General features: G+C 67.3%; 14 protein-coding genes. 2 read left to right on the forward strand and 12 right to left on the reverse strand.

Going from position 1 to position 18,591, the window contains the following annotated elements:
- Positions 1–83: 83 nt before the first annotated feature.
- The 9 genes from ADL12_RS28685 to ADL12_RS28725 all read right to left on the reverse strand — a co-directional run bounded on the left by ADL12_RS28685 (position 84) and on the right by ADL12_RS28725 (position 10,284).
- A complete protein-coding gene (locus ADL12_RS28685; RefSeq protein WP_062706789.1) occupies positions 84–1,628 on the reverse strand; it encodes an oligosaccharide flippase family protein in 1,545 nt (514 codons plus the stop codon).
- Complete coding sequence (locus ADL12_RS28690) at positions 1,625–3,292, reverse strand: hypothetical protein (protein ID WP_062706791.1); 1,668 nt, start codon at positions 3,290–3,292, stop codon at positions 1,625–1,627. The genes ADL12_RS28685 and ADL12_RS28690 overlap by 4 nt, the downstream gene beginning before the upstream one ends.
- Positions 3,267–4,718, reverse strand: coding sequence for a hypothetical protein (locus ADL12_RS28695; RefSeq protein WP_062706793.1), 1,452 nt, complete (start codon positions 4,716–4,718; stop codon positions 3,267–3,269). The genes ADL12_RS28690 and ADL12_RS28695 overlap by 26 nt, the downstream gene beginning before the upstream one ends.
- Before the next feature lie 68 nt (positions 4,719–4,786).
- Positions 4,787–5,470 (reverse strand): class I SAM-dependent methyltransferase, encoded by a 684-nt coding sequence (locus ADL12_RS28700; protein WP_208614638.1) that lies wholly within the window; start codon positions 5,468–5,470, stop codon positions 4,787–4,789.
- A 47-nt stretch (positions 5,471–5,517) separates the two neighbouring features.
- Positions 5,518–6,720 (reverse strand): glycosyltransferase family 4 protein, encoded by a 1,203-nt coding sequence (locus ADL12_RS28705; protein ID WP_062706797.1) that lies wholly within the window; start codon positions 6,718–6,720, stop codon positions 5,518–5,520.
- Between the two features lie 27 nt (positions 6,721–6,747).
- Positions 6,748–7,728 (reverse strand): NAD-dependent epimerase/dehydratase family protein, encoded by a 981-nt coding sequence (locus tag ADL12_RS28710; RefSeq protein WP_062706798.1) that lies wholly within the window; start codon positions 7,726–7,728, stop codon positions 6,748–6,750.
- 156 nt (positions 7,729–7,884) lie between these two features.
- The gene (locus tag ADL12_RS28715) at positions 7,885–8,997 is read right to left on the reverse strand and encodes a glycosyltransferase (protein ID WP_062706801.1); all 1,113 of its coding nucleotides are present in this window, start codon (positions 8,995–8,997) and stop codon (positions 7,885–7,887) included.
- The gene (locus ADL12_RS28720; RefSeq protein WP_062706803.1) at positions 8,994–9,542 is read right to left on the reverse strand and encodes an LbetaH domain-containing protein; all 549 of its coding nucleotides are present in this window, start codon (positions 9,540–9,542) and stop codon (positions 8,994–8,996) included. Before ADL12_RS28720 ends, ADL12_RS28715 begins: the two co-directional genes overlap by 4 nt.
- Positions 9,543–9,579: 37 nt before the next feature.
- Positions 9,580–10,284 carry a CDP-alcohol phosphatidyltransferase family protein gene (locus ADL12_RS28725; RefSeq protein ID WP_244188088.1) on the reverse strand — a complete coding sequence of 235 codons (705 nt, stop codon included), beginning with the start codon at positions 10,282–10,284 and terminating at the stop codon, positions 9,580–9,582.
- A gap of 381 nt (positions 10,285–10,665) precedes the next feature.
- Here ADL12_RS28725 and ADL12_RS28730 point away from each other — a divergent pair, with 381 nt between their 5' ends.
- On the forward strand, positions 10,666–12,372 hold the full coding sequence (locus ADL12_RS28730) for a hypothetical protein (protein ID WP_062706806.1): 1,707 nt from the start codon (positions 10,666–10,668) through the stop codon (positions 12,370–12,372).
- A 67-nt stretch (positions 12,373–12,439) separates the two neighbouring features.
- On the opposite strand, the gene ADL12_RS28735 is transcribed toward ADL12_RS28730, so the two are convergent.
- On the reverse strand, positions 12,440–13,786 hold the full coding sequence (locus ADL12_RS28735) for a sugar transferase (RefSeq protein ID WP_062707046.1): 1,347 nt from the start codon (positions 13,784–13,786) through the stop codon (positions 12,440–12,442).
- 552 nt (positions 13,787–14,338) lie between these two features.
- On the opposite strand from ADL12_RS28735, the gene ADL12_RS28740 reads away from it, so the two are divergent.
- On the forward strand, positions 14,339–14,878 hold the full coding sequence (locus ADL12_RS28740; protein WP_159053326.1) for a hypothetical protein: 540 nt from the start codon (positions 14,339–14,341) through the stop codon (positions 14,876–14,878).
- Positions 14,879–15,078: 200 nt separating this feature from the next.
- Here the strand turns inward: ADL12_RS28740 and tuf are convergent, their stop codons facing one another.
- Positions 15,079–16,272, reverse strand: a complete 1,194-nt coding sequence (gene tuf / locus ADL12_RS28745) for an elongation factor Tu (protein WP_062706810.1) — start codon at positions 16,270–16,272, stop codon at positions 15,079–15,081.
- A gap of 154 nt (positions 16,273–16,426) precedes the next feature.
- On the reverse strand, positions 16,427–18,553 hold the full coding sequence (fusA, locus tag ADL12_RS28750; RefSeq protein ID WP_062706811.1) for an elongation factor G: 2,127 nt from the start codon (positions 18,551–18,553) through the stop codon (positions 16,427–16,429).
- Positions 18,554–18,591 lie beyond the last annotated feature (38 nt).

An 18,591-nucleotide genomic window follows, 5' to 3' on the forward strand; every position in this document is an offset into this window, starting at 1 on the left:
GAGGCGCATGGAACTTCCCGGGTTGCAGCGAGTACGAGTGGTGAGGAGGGGAGGAGGTGTGGCTGTCTCGTTCTGAGACGGCCTCATGTGGCGCGTTCGCGCAGGACACCGACGAGTTCACGCACTCCCAGAGGTGTGCGAAATCGCCACAAACTTATACCGAATACTGAAAATCCCGTGGTCATTGCGACGGCAAGTCCGACGGCCGTGTCACCAGTGAGCAGCCTCGCGGGAAGGACCAGCGCCGCCGTGAGGCAGAGCCCGGCGCCGGTCGCCAGGAGGTACCCGCGGTCGACGATGGAAAAGCCCGGGTGCCGTCGCACCAGGGCAGCCGAGACGAGGTTCTCGACGACGATCGCCGCTCCCCATGACAGGGCGGCTCCCAGAGCGCCCCAACGGGGCACGGCAAGAACACCGACGACCAGCTGCACCGCGAACGCGACGCCGGTCACCGCGAGATGCCACGAGCTCTTGCCGGCCATCAGCAGCACCGTCTGGGCGTTGCCCACCCCGACGTTGACCGCCGAGGCAACACAGAGCACGACCAGCGCGTCCGCCCCCCGCACGAACTCGGGCCCGAACAAGGAAAGGACAGTGCCGGGAAAACTCATGAGGAGCACGAGCAGCGGCCAGGAGAACAGCACGATCCAGCGCGTCGAGATGCGATGCAGATGGCAGGCCTGCTGGATCCCGTCCACGGCGAGGAGCCGACTGATCTCCGGGGCGAAGGCCAGGCGGATGGCGAGCTGGAGCAGCGTCGCGGCGACGATGACACGGCCGACGGCTGTGTAGATGCCCGCCTCTTCGCTCGTGGCCAGGCTCGACACCAGGATGACGCCCACCCAGACCGCGCTGATGTCGAAGACGGAGGAGATCGCCCGGGGCGCGGCGAATGCCCAGAATCCGTGCCGGGTGACGGCCGTGCCGGGTCCTGCGGGATGTCCGAGGTGGGTACGGCGGCACCGGCGCAGCGCGTGCCAGGCGACGACGACGCCGGCCAGGGTGGGAATGAGCCAGGCGGCGGCCAGACTCAGCACACCGGGAGCCAGCAGCGCGACCGGTACGGCGATCAGCACGCGCAGGACCGGTTTGCCGATCTGCTCGACCCCGACGAGGGGAGTCACCGTGCCGTAGCCCTGGGTCGCGCCGAGCAGGATCAGGGTGACCGTGGCCAGGGGGAGGAACAGCGCGAAGAGCCGGACCAGCGTGACCGCGTCGTCCGGGGCCAGGTTCGGCAGCAGCGAGGTGGCCGTCGAGGGAGACAGGAACAGCAGCGCGGCGGCCCCGGTACTCACCACGGCTCCCGGTACGACCGCGGTGCGCAGCAGTGCCCCCACCTGCCGGCCGCCGCCTGTGGCCACGTCACGGGAGACGAAGCGCACCAACCCTGTGTCGGCGCCGAGCTTGCAGGTGTTGCTGAGGATGGTGAAGACGGCAACGCCGGTGAACACCGCTCCCGACCCGTGCGCCCCAAGGGCACGAGTGACCAGCATGACCAGGGCGTAGCCGAAGACGGCGCTGACCGTCGAACCCAAAAAGCCCCACCACCCGCCCCGCGCCGTGGCGGCGACCCCGCTCCGGGCGGCCTTCCCGCCGACTGCGGGAAGGGCCGTGCCGGCGGCGCTCATCCTTTGGAGGCGGTGAGCGTGTCGTCCTGCGCGGACGAGCTCTGCTGCGACCGGGAGATCACTTCCTGCGTTTCGCCGCCGCCGTGACGCGCGGCCACGGTCAGACCCTCGGCCCCCTCGGCACGGGCGGCCGGCATGGTGGACGAGCCCCGCTCCTGGAGACGGCGGACACGGTCCAGGGCACCGCGGAGCAGGCTTCGCCGGGTGCCCATGCAGAACACCGCTCCCACGATGCGCCCACCCGAGCAGCTGATCAGCTCGCGAACCTGCCTGAGGTCGTCGCGCCGGGTGTGCTCGATTCCGCCCACGATGAGGACACCGTCCGCGCGTTGGGCGACCGCGAGACCGTCGGCGTGTTCGAGCAGCGGCCGTGTGACGACGACCGCGGACCTTCCGGAAGCGGCCGCCGACAGAACACGCGCCACCATGGGGGACATCGGGATGTCGCCGTTGGTGACGCCACGTCTGTCGGGGGAGAGTGTGATGCGCCCCGCCGTGCCCGCGTCGACGACGACCCGGCCGTCCAGGAGACGGGGCTGATCTGCGTCGTCACCCAAGTCCTCGGTCCGCAGCGGCAGTCGTGCCGCGAGGCCCGGTGTGCTCGCGGTGGCGTCCACCAGCAGTACGTCCTCACCGGCCTCGGCGAACGCGGCGGCGAGGTTGACGGCCGTCGCCTCGTCGTCGTGGTCCTGCTTCGGTGCCACGACCAGCAGTGTGCCGCCGGCCATTCGGGCATCGCCGTGCCGGAGATGGAAGGCGAGAGTGCGGTACGCCTCCGCGCGGCTGCTGGCGACCCGGCCGACCTCCAGCAGTTCGCTGTCGGTACCGGTCCCCGGGATGACGGCCAGCACCGGGGCGCCCAGCGCGCCCTGTACCTCGCCGACCGAGCGGGCCCGTGGTTCGAGGACGGACCGCAGCCAGGCGAGCACGACGGCCAGGACGAGACCGCCCAACAGGCCGAGGCCGATGAGCGTCCCCGGCCCCGGCCCCGCGGGGTGCTTCGGCGGCTCGGCCTTGCGTACGACGTCGCCTCCGCTGGTGTCGCGGGCCTCCAGGTCGGAGATCCGCTTCTGCAGCGCGTTGATCTGTTCCCGCACAGCCGGGCTTCCGGGCTTGCCGCCTTCAGCGGTGTTCTTCATGGTCAGCGGGGCGATCTGACGCTTCAGCGTGCTCTTCATCCGCGCCGCCGTGGCCTCGGTCCGCTCCTTGCGGTCGGCGAGATAGGCGTCGACGAACGCGTTGGTGACCCGGGCCGCCCGCTTCGCAGTGCCGGCTGTGTACTCGAACCTGAGAATCTGGGTGTGCGGCGGATTGCTGACACGCAGCTCCTCCAGCAGCGCATCGGCACGGGAGGGTTCGCGCAACGACTTCGCGGCACGGGCCGCGACGGTGGCGCTGAGCGCGATCTGCTGCTCGGTGCCCATGCTCACCTGGCCGTCGACGGACACGCCCATGGTGCTGAACGGGTCGACAGTCGGACGGACGAGGACCTCACCGGTGGAGGTGTAGTTGCCCGCGCGGAGCAGCATCAGCAGCAGTCCCCCGAGCAGCCCGAGGACGATGCCCAGCGCGATGGTCACGCGGTACCTCAGCAGCTGGCGCAGCTGATCGCGGAGCTGGTCCGGTTCGCCGTACCGGTCATCGAAGCTGGCGGAGCTGGTCACGGATGCCTCCTGTTCCGGGGATGGATGCGTGGCTGGGGGGCGCGGGCGGCGGCGCCTGTGAAGGGAACCGGATCGACCGGGCGGCGCGGCGGGTGATGAACAGCGGGGTGATCAGGAGCAGCAGCATCGGCCCCACGATGGCCAGGAGGCTGCCGCGCAGGAAGATCAGCTGATAGAAGGCGAAGGCAGGGACCAGCAGAAACGCCAGCGTGGCCGGTCTGTCCCGGAGTCGTTCCCGGATGTCGTCCACACGGCGTCCGGCGGCACCCAGCAGCCAGAAGACGGCCACCACGGCGGGGAAGCCGGCCCAGGTGTAGCTCTCGATCCACAGCGGTGCCGACAGGTTCCAGAATTCGTAGCCCGCGTGCTGAGCGAGTGTGATGCCGAGGGCCTGCGGCTTCTCCGGCCACACGGAGCGCGGCACCATGAACACCACGGGACCGAGCGCGTCCGACGGCGAGAAGCCGTTCTTCTCCACGTAGTCGACGCCCGTCTGCATCTGCTGGAAGGAGTCGTAGTCCATGTTGGAGGTGAGCTGCTCCGTCAGGCTCACCACATGGACGGCTTCCCGTTGGCTGTAACGGAAGTAGTCGCTGTACGGGAAGACGAGCAGCACCATCGCCGTGAGTGCCGCGGCGGTGATGCGAAAGACCCGTGGCCGGTTGAACCGGCTCCATGAGAACAGCAGTGCCAGAAGGACGGTTCCGGCCCAGAAGCGCGGCCTGCTGATCGGGTTGTTCACGACCACATTGAGCCCGAGCAGCAGCGGGAGCAGCATCCAGCGGACGCCGCGCAGCAACCGGTCGCCCGTCGTGCGGCGGGGCAGGTGGATCAGGCCCATCAACGCCCAGAAGGCGGGGACGGCGAGGATCCAGGTACGCAGCGTGCGCTCCGTGTCGGTCGCGGCCTCCGACTGCCACAGTGCCTGTCTGCTGGTGAAGAAGGCGGCCCATCCTCCCATCCGGGGGATGAGGACGACCGCGAGAACGAGTGACAGGCCGGACAGCAGAAGCACGGGCAAGGGTGCGAGCCTGCGGCAGAGCAGCGGTTCGAGGACGGGCGAGCGCTTCTCGGCACGCCTGGCGGCCAGTGCCGATCCGGCGCTGTAGGCGAGGAGCCCGACTTCGATCAGGACGGTGACGGAGAAGGCGTTGGCGTCGTCGGTCCGGTATCCGAGGGGGTAGGTGTCGGTGGCGAGCATGGCGAGCGGTGCCAGCCCGAGCCATACATAGGCGAAGAGCCAGAAACCGAAGGCGACGAAACGTACCGACGTACCGGTGAGCACCCAGGTGAGCGCACAACCAGTGTGCGCCACGACGACACACTGCACCACGAGTGCGGCGAGGATGTGCCCTTCCGAGGTCTGCAGGATCAGCCCCGGCAGCAGGCCGATGAGTACAGCGGCCCAGGCGCATACCGCGGCCACGTGACGTTCTTGACTGCCCTGCACCTGCACCCCTCTCATGACGCACAAATGGGTTGGATATGGATGCGTTATGTCTTCGGCCGGCAGATCATGAAGTACTGCGAGCTCAGCCACCAGGGCATGTTCGGCACCGGGCTCATATGCACGGCCTCGATGTGAAATCGCACGCGCACGATCTCCCGCAGTTCACGGAAATCAAATCCCTTGTGTGTCGTGCGCGGGTTCTTCGGGCGGCTCACGGGCTTTCCGACCATCGCTCTCAGCACTTCTGCAGGCGTGTACTCCGACTTGAGTGAGCGGCTGCGAATCATCCAGTTCGACACCTTGGGTACGATCGCCAGCCCGCACATGATCGGCACGGAGATCACGAACGCGCCGTTCGGCTTGAGAATGCGCGACGTGTCTTCAAGCAGAGCGTCGAGTTCGTCTTCGTAAAGATGCTCGCAGACCTCGAACGCCGTCAGCACATCCACGCTTTGCGCGGCGACGCTTTCAATCGATTCCGCGTACTTCAATTCGGGGTATGTCGGCTCCATGTACGGGTCGCATCCGACCAGCGCGATGTCAGGGCGCGCCTTGCCTAGCATGTGCAGGAAAAGCCCCGGCCCGGCACCGAAATCGAGGACGGTGCCGTAATTCGGGCACACCCCGGCGACCAGCTTGATCGCCATCGCCGTGCGCGTACGGTGAGCAAAACGTGCCAGCGGATTTCCGGATTCCACTGTTTGCTCTGCGTAGGAAATTTGTCGCATCGAGAGCTCCCAACGTCGACTTTCGCCAATCGGCCCGAGTTTCCTGCTCAGCCGGTACCGGTGCGGCTCACGGTCCGCAGAATGTCTTCGAATTGCGAGGCGCAGCCCTCCAGGGCGAACTCCCGCTCGGCCAGCGCCCGGCTCTCCTTGCCCAGTGACTCCGCGTGCGCCGGGTCGTTCAGGACCTCGCGGACCCAGGTGGCCGCGTCGGCCAGCGAGGACTCTTCGGGGGCGAACACCGCAGAGCCGGCCTGACGGAGCAGCCTTCCCGCCAGGTTGTCCTGCGGCATCAGGCCCAGCACCGGTCGCCCGGCGCACAGATAGGACAGCGTCTTGGAGGGGACCGAGAACTCTCCGGCGTCCGCCGCCAGAAGCACGACCAGCACATCGCCCGTGCCCAGCACCTCGGGCAGCCGCTCGTAGGGCTGGAAGGGCAGCAGTGTCAGATCGACCCCGCGGGCGGCGGCGGCCTCCTTGATGACCGGGACGGCCGGGCCGTCGTTGACGACGACGAGGCGGACCTGTTCGCCCTGTTCACGCAGCGTCTCGGCGAGCCGCACCAGCAGTTCGGGGTTGTGCTTGAGGCCGATGGTGCCCGAGTACAGCACGGTCCTGACACCAGTGAGGCCGTGCTCCCGCGACCAGACGTTGGCCCGGGGCACGGGGCGGATCTCGTCCAACGGCGCCCAGTTGGGGATGACGGTGACCTTGGCGGCGGTGCCCCACTCGCGGTGGATCCGCACGAAGGAGTCGGCGATCACCACGACCGCCGAGGCGCGTCGCGCCGACCACTTCTCGCCCTGCTCGAAAACCCTGGCGGCGACGCCCATCAGCCTCGACACACCGGCGGCGGCGAAGCTCCTGAGAGCGACGGCGGTGATGTCCTGGTGCCACAGCACCCAGGGGATGCGCAGCGCCTTCAGCGCCGCCGCGGCCACGACCAGGGTCGGGATCGGCAGATTCCCCAGCATCGCCACGTCCGGTTTCTCGCGCCGTACCTGTCGGGCCAGCTCCAGACCCAGCCGGGTCTCCTGGAAGAGGCGTCGGACGTAAGCGCCCTTGTCGAGCACGACGTTGTCGCCGATGGTGACGAAGCGCAGGCCGAAGACCGCGTCCTGGGCGAGGTTGCCCTTCCCGGAGACGTAGGCCGGGCAGGTGGAGTGGACGACGTCATGGCCTCGCTGTGCCAGCTCACGGCTGAGCTGGGCCTGGAACGGGTGCCCGCTGTAGTCGTGGACGAGGATCCTCATCGGCTGCCCTCCTGGCCGGTTCGAGGGTCAGGAGCCGGCGCGCTTGACCTGGTCGTAGACCCAGGCGTAGGTCTTCTCCAGGCCTTCGGCCAGGGGGATCGACGGCTCCCAGCCGTACAGTTCGCGGATCAGGGCGTTGTCGGAGTTGCGGCCGCGCACACCCTGCGGGGCGTCCAGCTGGTACTTGCGTTCGCAGCGGATGCCCGCGATGTCCTCGACGATGTCCACCAGCTGGTTGATGGTGACCAGTTCGGAAGAACCGAGGTTCACGGGGACACTGCTGGGGCCGTTCATGAGCATCTGTGTGCCGTGGAGGCAGTCGTCGATGTACATGAAGGAACGGGTCTGCCGGCCGTCGCCCCAGATGTCGATCCGGTGCTCACCGGAGATGACCGCCTCGGCGATCTTGCGGCACACGGCCGCCGGGGCCTTCTCGCGGCCTCCCGTCCAAGTGCCCGCGGGACCGTACACATTGTGGTAGCGGGCGACACGGCAGGTGAATCCGTAGTCCTCCTCGAAATGGCGGCACATGCGCTCGGAGAAGAGCTTCTCCCAGCCGTATCCGTCTTCTGGCTGTGCCGGATACGCGTCCTCCTCCTTCAGCGCGGTGACGTTCGAGGCGACCTGCTTGCCTGCCGCGTACACACAGGCGGACGAGGAGTAGAAGTAGCGCTCGACGCCGGCCTCCTGCGCGGCCTGGAGCATATGGGTGCTGGTCAGAACCGACATCATGCAGGCGGCCTTGTGGTTCTCGATGAACCCCATGCCGCCCATGTCCGCGGCGAGCATGTACACCTGGCCGGCGTCCCGGACGGAGTCGCGGGCGTTCTCGACAAGTGACAGATCGGCGACGACGTTCTCGGCGTCGCGGTGCAGTTGGTGCCACTCGTGCTGCGGCTTGATGTCGACGCAACGGACAGTCAGTCCTTGCGACAGAAGGTCGGCAGCGAGGTGCCCACCGATGAATCCCCCGCCTCCGGCAACGACGACGTCCACCTGCTTGGCCATGGCAGCTCCTCCAGAAACCAAAGATCTGATGTCGGATCTGCCTGGTAGGTTATGCACCAATTATCCGGATTAGCGCAATATGCCACGCACTTCCGCGCCCCCAGGTCAGCTGATGCCTCCGTCTGGGCCTGTCATCAACAGGCGATTGATGGGCCTTCAGTGATTTCGGTAGATCTCTTCCAGGCGGTCTGCCACCGCGTGGATGGAGAAGCATTCCTCCACCGCGCGCCTGCCTTCCTTCACCAGCGCTTGTCGTTTGTTCTCGTCGCCGAGCACCTCGCAGACCGCTTCGGCCATGGCCTGCGGACTGCCGTCCGTGACGATCGCCGCTCCGCGGCGCGCGAGTTCGTCCGCCATGCCGCAGGTGTCGGTGCACACCACGGGGGTCCCCGCGGACAGGGCTTCGATCACGGTCATGGGGAACGGCTCGTCCACGCTCGGCAGCACGTACACCGCCGCTTTGGCGTAGGCACGCAGAGCCTCGGAGTACGACAGCGCCCCACCGTAGGAGACGACGCCCCCGAGCCCATGGGCGGCGATGAGCCGGCGCACCGTCGGCAGCAGGCCCTCGTTCGCCCCGTGCAGGATGAAGCGCGCGTCGGGCCGCCGGCGGTGGACGAGCGCGGCCATCTCGACGAACGCGTCCGGACGCTTGCGCGGGTGCAGCCGCGCCAGGAACAGCACCTCCGGGGTGTGCGGCCGAGGCTCCACCACCGCGTTGCGCTCGGGTCGCACCCCGTTGGGCAGCGTCAGCAGCGGCGGCCCCTGCGGTCCAACGACCTGGGACACGGCTCGCCGTTCCCGCTCGGTGAGCACGAGACAACCGCGCGCCCGGCGCAGGAGAGGTACGTACAGACGGTCGAAGAGCCTGGCCACAAGCCTGTGACGGGGCTCGACCATTCCGTGCGTCTGGGTGAAGAACCTCTTTCCCCGAAACGCCGCCACGGCCAGCGCGGTGAGGGAGACGAGGTCGCGCCCCGCGTGGATGTGCACCACGTCGGCCCTGCCCATGGAGCGCCACATGTCCCTGACGAGCAGCGGGTTCATGATCCCGGTGAAGCGGCCGGGAAGCAGCGCGCGCGCCGGACGCGTTCGCAGCGGCACCGAGCCGATACGTGCCGGCGGCCGGGACCTGCCTCGCCACAAGGACAGCAGCGCGACCTCATGGCCGCGCGTGGCGCACTCCTCCAGTTGCCCCGTCGCCACACTCGTAGGACCGCCGTAGGCTCCGTCCTCGCTGACGAGCGTCACCACATGAACGAGCCTCATCTCACGCCCCTTGCCGCGAGGACCTCACCCGGCGCGATGTCGCGGTGGGCGACCGCCGCGGCGCCCACCACGGCGCCACGACCGACGGTGACCCCTCGCAACACGACGGCCCGCGCCGCGACCCAGGCGCCGGGCTCCAGACGGATGGGCCCGTTGTCGAACTCGAAGGTGGGCGTACGGCGTTGATGGCTGCCGGTGCACAGCAACGCGTCCTGGGAGACGCAGACATCGCTGCCGATGGTGATCCGCTCAAGGTTCAGCAGCCAGGCACTCTCGCCGATCCATACGTCGTCGCCGACATCCAGCCGCCACGGCCAGTGCACGCGCACACGCTGACGGATCAGCACCCGCCGCCCGACCCGCGCGCCGAAGGCCCGCAGCAGAGCGGGCCGCCAGCGGGCCGGGAACCACCACTTGACGAAGACAAGGTTGAGGACGGCGAACCAGGCTGCCTGAACGAGCAGCGGGCGCCCCTTGTCGTAACCGGCTCCGGTGAAGCCTCGCAGGGAGCGTTCCACGGCGATCGGCGCGGCGGTGTCTGCCACGGGTCGGCCCTTCATTTGGGGATGGGAAGGAATCGAGTCAGGAGAGTTCTCGGAACCACTTGGCGAGGAATGCGGGCACGAGCACCATGTGGGCCCCGAGCAGGGCGGCATACAGCGCGAAGAAGAGCTGCTGATTTCCCAGGAACAAGAAGATCAGGCACAGCAGGCCGTAATCCACGGGCAGCAGCGCGATACCCCGAGCAGCGGAGTGCGGGCGCATCGGGCCGGTGTGCACGTCGGCACCTCGCCGTCTCAGCTGTTCCGTCAGCATTCCTCCGAAGAACAGCAGGACGGCGGCGAACTGGAAGGTGATCGGAGCGAGCAGCAGGACGGGACGCGGCAGGTCGAAGAAGCGGTAGAACGAGACCAGAACCGCCGCATGGATGCTCAGGATCTTCGCGCAGTCCACCACATGGTCCATCCACGCCCCGGCAGAGCTGGCCGACCCGTGCAGCCGGGCCAGTTGACCATCCGCGGAATCAAGCGCGAAGCCGATGAGCAGGGCGAGCGTGACCCATCGTCCGAGCGCGTGTGAGGGAGGGTAAAGCGCGACCGCGGCAATGGCCGGAAAGGTGACCAGCCCGCTTGCGGCGGTCACATGGTTGGGCGAAAGTCCGATGCCGTGAGCCGCCGCCGCGAGCACTCTTCCGGCCGGCCGATTGACGAACCGTGAATAGCCTGGAACCCCACGGGCGGGCTTCTGCACCTTCGAGAGCTGCTTCAGTGTGCTGGGGAAGTCCACTCTCAACCTCATGCCTGAGCAGGCGTTACGGATGCCTTGCCGTTGCGCCGGACCGCACCGCTCTGTCCCGGATACCGTGGTGAAAAGTGTGAGGCGAGCCCTTCGCGTAATCGCGACCTTCGCGGCTCACCCTTGGGTGACTGTCTCACCATGATGGTCATATCCCGAAAGTAATCGCTTGGGCCCACCGAATCCGATGCGACAAGCGGACTTATCGTGGGATCCACCCGATCGGCCCCGGCTGTGCGCGTCTACCGGCCCGGCTTCTGCGGCCATTGACCGGCAAGCCCACTTGAGATGCCTGCGCGTGATTGATTCACTGTGCCATCGCTGAGTCGACATGGGCGAAAAGAGCGGAATTCCTAAGCAAGGGCAGACGGCATGCACGCCGAGCAGACGACAGGCGATCTCGACATCATCCGCACGACGGACGCCCCGGCATCAGCGCTCCGACCGACGAGTAAAAATCCGGACCGTCTCCTTTCCTGCGGACTGTTCTGTGCGACCCTTTTCCTGCACGCGGTCCTCGCTCTGTTCATCGGTGCGAACGGCTGGGACGACGGATCCATCACGCTGGCGTTTGCGCGCACCTTTGCCGAGTCCGGTCAGATTGCGCTGACACCGCCGTCAGAGACGGTCGAGGGGTTTTCCAGTCCATTTTGGTTTCTGCTGATGGCGGGCACCTGCCGGATGCTGCCATTGGACTTCGACGGAATGATCCTGGCCAGCCAGCTGTGGTCCGGGATCTTCGCGGCCATCGGCGCCGTGCTGGTTCACACCATGCTGCGACCGTACGGTCGCGTCCAGGCCTGGCTGGTCAGCCTGGTGCTCTTCGGGTATGGGCCGTTCCTCAACGAAACCATCAACGGAATGGAGATGACGTCGCTGTCCGCGGTGGCGCTCGCGATCGTATGGCTGCTTCGTAGCGGCCATCGATATGCGTGGATCGGGCTGACGCTGCTCGCTGCCACGGCCCCATGGATCCGGGCCGAAGCCGTCGGATACGTCATCGCCGGCGCCGTGCTGCTGGCGCTCTGGTCGAAGGAGTACCGCCGGGCGTGGGCCCTGACCGCGGGGGCCGTTCTCTCGCTGGCGGTGCTCACAGCGGTTCGCCTGGCGATCTTCGGCTCGCTGCTGCCGAACACGATGATCGCGAAGCAGTCCAGCCCGTACAGCACGGACTCGACGATCAGGCACCTTCTGCAGATGTTCGTGGCCGCGGTGGAGGTTCTCTACGTCCTGCTGCCGGCAGCGGTCATCGCCATCGTGGCGCTGACCGGCATGCGCGGCGGATTGCGGTCGGCGGGCACCGAGGCACTCAGGCGAATGCGCTCACGGGGTGTGCACCCGGTCGTGAGCTTCAGCCTCGGGTACATCGCGGCGGTCGCCGCGTTCAATGTGGGCATCGGCCGGAACTGGGGCTACATCGGGCGGATGGAGCAGTCCGCGATCGCCCTGGGCGTGGTCGCGGTCGCGCTGGCGAAGCCTCGCGTCATGCGCTTTCTGAGGCCCACGCCGCGCCTCTTCGCCGTGATCGCCGCGATGCTGCTGCTCACCGCCTGTGGCATCGAGAAACAGTTCATCGCCGCACGCCTTGACCCCGAGCGTCAGGCGGCCGTCACGCCGGCCACGTACCGAGAGGCAGGCCAGGCGATGGATGCGGTGCGGGTGAAGCTGGGAAAGCCGGAACTCACGGTGCTGACCCCGGATGTCGGTGGCTCGAGTCTGTGTTGCTCGCGACTGAAGATCCTGGACCTCGCACTGCTCGCCAACACTGAGCTCGCTCGCGACGGATACGCCGCGATGCCGGCGTACCTGGAGACCGGCAGACCCGATCTGGTGGAGACACACGGCATGTGGTCGGAGGCCTCGAAGCTGTACGACGTCGCCTCTTTCCGGGACGACTACACCCCGGTGGTCGTTCACGGAATGTGGATGTACCTGCGAAATGACCTCCACCCGGAGCTCCATTCACGGTGCACGCCGATCACCCCCGAGAATGCACGCTCACTTCGCTATCGCGGCTCCGAGGTCGACGAGCGGTATGTGCGCTCCCTGAAGCTCGACTCGGTGTGCCGGCTTTCCTGAAGCCGCGCCACGCGGCGGGACCCGGCAGGCGGCGCCCTCGTCTCAGCAGGTCCCGCGTCCGTCCAGCTCAGTAGGCCCCGCGACCGTCCAGCACCGCGCGGACCGTGCGGGCCATGACCCTCATGTCCCAGGCCGGCGACCAGTTGTCGACGTAGCGCAGATCGAGCGAGACGGTCTCGTGCCAGGACAGGTCCGACCTGCCGCTCACCTGCCACAGTCCGGTGAGGCCGGGTTTGACGCTCAGCCGGCGCATCTCCACCTGGTCATAGCGGGCGACTTCCTCGGGCAGCGGCGGGCGCGGTCCCACCAGCGACATATGGCCGAGGAGGACATTGACCAGCTGGGGCAGCTCGTCCAGGGAGTAACGGCGCAGAAAACGCCCGACAGTTGTGACCCGCGGATCCCGGCGCAGCTTGAACATATGGCCGTCGTGCTCGTTGGCCGCCGCCAAGTCACTCTTCAGCCGGTCCGCGTCCACGACTATGGTCCGGAACTTCCACATGGGGAAAGGCGTCCCGTCCCGGCCGACACGGTCCTGGCGGTAGATGACCGGCCCCGGCGAGCTCAGGCGCACGGCGAAGGCCAGCAGCACGAACAGCGGGGCCAGCGCCATGAGCAGGACGAACGAGCCCGCCCGGTCCGTGGCGCTCTTCAGCAGCGTCGGCAGGCCACGGCGCGTCGGCGGTGAGATGTCCAGCAGGGTGAGCCCGGCCGCCGAGGCGATCCGCACCCGGCGCCGGGCCACTTCGACGACGCCGGGCAGCACCATCAGCCGGCGCCCCCGGTCGTGCAGAGCCCAGGACAACCGCCGGAGCCGGTCCCCGCACATGTGCCGGTCCGTTGTGACGAAGACCAGGTCGGCACCGAACGCCTCGGCCGCCTCCGCCACGGGCGCGGCATCCTCGTCGGGGGCGGTCGGCGCGCCGACTTGCAGCCGGGCGGATACCGGCACACCGGACAACACCTCGCCCTCGCCCAGCACACAGGCCCCGACCACCACATACCCGTGGTCGGTACGCTCGGCCAGCTGTCCGACCACGGCGTCCACGGCCCCGGCCTCACCGATGACGAGGACACGTCGAAGACTCCGGGCACGCCGGCGTACGGCCAGGATGTGACGGTGGATCACCTTGCGGCAGACCACGGTGGCCGACAACGCCGGACACAGCGCGGCAAGAACCTCGGCGTGTGCGTCACCGAGCCCGGATACGGCACGCACTACGGCCAGGGCACCGAGCAGCACCAGCCAGTCCCGCACGATCGGTCCGACCGGGGCGCCCTCGTCCCAGGTCCAGGGTGCGTAGCGCCTGGCGGCGAGGCCAACGAGGACCCAGATGACGGTGATCGCCAGCGCTTGGCGCACGGGGTGGGCCGTGCCGATCGCGTACAAGGCCGCCGCCGTCGGCAGGGCCATGGCCGCAGCGTCGGCGCAGACCGCGATCGGCACGTACCACCTGTCGGCAGGGCCATTGCGCGTGGTTGTCCGACGCGGTGTGAGGGTTACCGCCTGCCCTGGCACCGTACTGGTGGACTGCCGCATGGTTCTCCCTGTGACCCCGGCCCTCGGCGAAGACATGGGCGCGGCTGCATCCGAGAGCAACTCACGCCCCGCGCCAGTGTTATATCAACCTTTTTGCATGTATGTCCTACTTACATGACTTACGGCTCGGCGTGGCCTATCCACCGGCATTGCGCTTGCGGACGACGGAAACCCGCCGGTCACGGGGGAACGACGGCCTCGTCGGACACCCGCGACGCCGGGTAGGGGCTCGGCCTTTCCGGTGCTCTGCAACCCGGACGGCCTAGGAGAGGAGACCTCGGAGAGTGGCGCGGGTCGGATTGTGCAATTGATCAGATTGTCCGGGCGGCTGATGACAGTACGTCAGAACTCGAATCGCCGAAGAGCGCGGCGCGAGGGTCCGCAGGGGCGAGATCCGACTCATCCAGAACAGAAGGAGCACTTGTCGTGCGAGTAACCACTCGAGCAACCACAGGGTCGACGGCAGCGAGATGGGGAGCGCGGTGCGTCGGCCTCGGTCTGACCACGGCCTTGGCGGTCACCTTCGCGGCCGCCCCCGCGTCGGCGGCCCCCGGGCCCCAGCTGCAGGCCGCGGTAGCACCCGTTGAGAACTTCGAGAACAGGGGGAACCCGGACTGCAAGGACATCAACGGGTTCGCCCTCGAGGTCGACACGGACAACGAGCCCGTGGACGGGGAGATGCTCGCCTTCAGCTTCAACAACCAGAGCGGGACGATCACGCTCGACGTCACGGACAACGCGGAAGGGGAGCCGGAGCTTCTCGGGTTCTCGTTCAGCGGCCCCTTCGCCGCCGGCGCGGTCATCGTCAAGGGCGGCCCCAGCGCCAACGTCTACGACTACCGGCCCACGATGGCCGGCGCGATCGAGGCCGACGTGACCCTGCACTCCCCGATCAACCCCAGCGGCGGCTTCGCGGCCCTCAGTCACGTCGCGTTCTGCATCGTCAAGGACGGCGCCAACACCTGACGCAGCCGGCTGATCACGGTCGCCCTCCGGGACTCGCCGCCAAGCGTGGAGGCCCGGTGACGCCCCGGGCCTCCACGCCGGGCCTCCACGCCCAACCGAAGATCCCCGTTCGCACGGCAAAGGGGCCCGTACGACCGAAGTCGTACGGGCCCCTTCAGGAGCTCAGCTCAGGCTGGAGCTACCAGGTCAAGTCAACAAGCTTACTTGTTGATCTTGGTGACCTGGCCGGCGCCCACGGTCCGGCCACCCTCACGGATGGCGAACTTCAGGCCCTCTTCCATGGCGACGGGCTGGATGAGCTCAACCTTCATCTCAGTGTTGTCGCCGGGCATGACCATCTCGGTGCCCTCGGGGAGGGTCACAACACCGGTCACGTCAGTCGTACGGAAGTAGAACTGCGGACGGTAGTTGTTGAAGAACGGCGTGTGGCGGCCACCCTCGTCCTTGGACAGGATGTAGGCCTGCGCCTCGAACTCGGTGTGCGGGGTGACCGAGCCCGGCTTGATGATGACCTGGCCGCGCTCGACGTCCTCGCGCTTGATGCCGCGGAGCAGCAGACCGACGTTCTCACCGGCCTGGCCCTCGTCGAGCAGCTTGCGGAACATCTCGATGCCGGTGACCGTGGTGGTGGTCTTCTCCTGCTTGATGCCCACGATGTCAACGGTCTCGTTGACCTTGAGGACGCCACGCTCGATACGGCCGGTGACGACCGTACCGCGACCGGTGATCGTGAAGACGTCCTCGATCGGCATCAGGAACGGCTTGTCGACGTCACGCTCGGGCTGCGGGATGTTCTCGTCGACGGCCTTCATCAGGTCGAGGACGGTCTGGCCCCACTCCTTGTCGCCCTCAAGGGCCTTGAGCGCCGAGACCTTGACGACCGGCAGGTCGTCGCCCGGGAACTCGTACTCGGAGAGCAGCTCGCGAACCTCGAGCTCGACGAGCTCCAGGATCTCCTCGTCGTCCACCATGTCGGCCTTGTTCAGGGCGACGACGATGTACGGAACGCCGACCTGGCGGGCCAGGAGCACGTGCTCCTTGGTCTGCGGCATCGGGCCGTCGGTGGCGGCGACCACGAGGATGGCGCCGTCCATCTGGGCAGCACCGGTGATCATGTTCTTGATGTAGTCCGCGTGACCGGGGCAGTCGACGTGGGCGTAGTGACGCGTCTCGGTCTGGTACTCGACGTGCGCGATGGAGATGGTGATACCGCGCTGGCGCTCCTCGGGAGCCTTGTCGATCTGGTCGAAGGCCGAGGCCTCGTTCAGGTCCGGGTACGCGTCGTGCAGCACCTTGGTAATGGCGGCCGTGAGGGTCGTCTTACCGTGGTCGATGTGACCGATGGTGCCGATGTTGACGTGGGGCTTAGTCCGCTCGAACTTCGCCTTCGCCACGGGGTCCTCCTGTGGAGTGGTTCTGAACGCCTTGCTTCATCGGCGCCAGGTGATCTTTGCTGGAAAGCCTCGGCCCGGGGGCATTCCCCCACAAACGCGGGTGAATGCCCCTCCGGGCTCCGGAGTCAAGCCTAAAGCGTGCGAACGCGGTGCGTTACTCGCCCTTGGCCTTCGCGATGATCTCCTCGGCGACGTTCCGCGGAACCTCGGCGTAGGAGTCGAACTGCATGGAGTAGCTGGCACGGCCGGACGTCTTGCTGCGCAGGTCGCCGACGTAACCGAACATCTCCGAGAGGGGCACGAGGCCCTTCACGACGCGGGCACCGGCCCGCTCCTCCATGGCCTGGATCTGGCCACGGCGGGAGTTGATGTCGCCGATGACCTCACCCATGTAGTCCTCGGGCGTGGTGACCTCGACGGCCATCATCGGCTCGAGCAGCACGGGGCTGGCCTTGCGCGCGGCCTCCTTGAAGGCCTGCGAACCGGCGATCTTGAACGCGAGCTCGGAGGAGTCGACCTCGTGGTAGCCACCGTCGATCAGGGTGACGCGCACGCCGGTCATCTCGTAACCGGCGAGGATGCCGAACTGCATGGCCTCCTGCGCACCGGCGTCGACCGAAGGGATGTACTCCTTCGGGATACGACCACCGGTCACCTTGTTCACGAACTCGTACGAGGCGTCGCCGCCCTCGATGGGCTCGATCGCGATCTGCACCTTGGCGAACTGACCGGTACCACCGGTCTGCTTCTTGTGGGTGTAGTCCACGCGCTCGACGGCCTTGCGGATCGTCTCGCGGTACGCGACCTGCGGCTTGCCGACGTTGGCCTCGACCTTGAACTCACGGCGCATACGGTCGACCAGCACCTCAAGGTGCAGCTCGCCCATACCACCGATGATGGTCTGGCCGGTCTCCTCGTCCGAGTGAACCTGGAAGGAGGGGTCCTCCTCCGCGAGACGCTGGATGGCGACACCCAGCTTCTCCTGGTCACCCTTGGACTTGGGCTCGATGGCGACCTGGATGACCGGGGCCGGGAAGTCCATGGACTCCAGGATCACCGGGTTCTTGTCGTCGCTCAGCGTCTCACCGGTGGTGGTCTGCTTCAGGCCCATGACGGCGACGATGTCGCCGGCGCCCACCGACTCGATCTCCTCACGCTTGTTCGCGTGCATGCGGTAGATCTTGCCGATGCGCTCCTTCTTGCCCTTGACGGAGTTCAGCACGGCGGTGCCGGACTCCAGGCGGCCCGAGTAAACCCGGACGAAGGTGAGCTTGCCGAGGTGCGGGTCGCTCATGATCTTGAACGCCAGCGCGGACAGCGGCTCGTCGTCGGACGGCTTGCGCTTGACGACCAGCTCGGCGTCCTTCACGTCGTGGCCCTCGATGGCCTCGACGTCCAGCGGGGTCGGCAGGTAGCGCACGACCGCGTCGAGCAGGGGCTGGACGCCCTTGTTCTTGAACGCGGTACCACAGAACACCGGGGTGACCGTGGTGTCGCTGGACTTGCCGGACGCGATGGTGATGCGACGGATCGCGGCGTACAGCTGCTCCTCGGTGGGCTCCTGGCCCTCCAGGTACAGCTCCATGATCTCTTCGTCGTTCTCGGCGACGCCCTCGATCAGCTTGCCGCGGTACTCCTCGGCAGCCTCGACGTGCGTGGCCGGGATGTCGACGACGTCGTACATCTCGCCCTTGGCGGCCTCCGCGGACCACACGAGCGCCTTCATGCGGACCAGGTCCACGACGCCCTTGAAGTCGGCCTCGGCGCCGATCGGGAGCTGCATGACGAGCGGCTGGGCGCCCAGGCGGTCCGAGATCATGTCCACACAGCGGTGGAACTCGGCGCCGGTACGGTCCAGCTTGTTGACGAAGCAGATACGCGGCACGCCGTAACGGTCGGCCTGACGCCACACCGTCTCGGACTGCGGCTCGACACCGGCGACACCGTCGAACACCGTCACGGCACCATCGAGCACACGCAGGGAGCGCTCCACCTCAACGGTGAAGTCGACGTGCCCCGGGGTGTCGATGATGTTGATGGTGTAGTCGTTGTCCTCGAGCGGCCAGTGACAGGTAGTCGCAGCAGACGTGATCGTGATGCCACGCTCCTGCTCCTGCTCCATCCAGTCCATGGTGGCAGCGCCGTCGTGGACCTCACCGATCTTGTAGGACACGCCGGTGTAGAACAGGATCCGCTCGGTGGTGGTCGTCTTGCCCGCGTCGATGTGGGCCATGATCCCGATATTGCGGACCTTGGCCAGGTCAAGTGAAGTGGTAGCCATAAGGCTTCAGTCTTCTCTCGGTCTCGATGGGGTCTGCG

Origin of the sequence: Streptomyces regalis (assembly GCF_001509475.1) — a bacterium.
In the GTDB taxonomy this organism is placed as follows: Bacteria; Actinomycetota; Actinomycetes; order Streptomycetales; family Streptomycetaceae; genus Streptomyces; species Streptomyces regalis.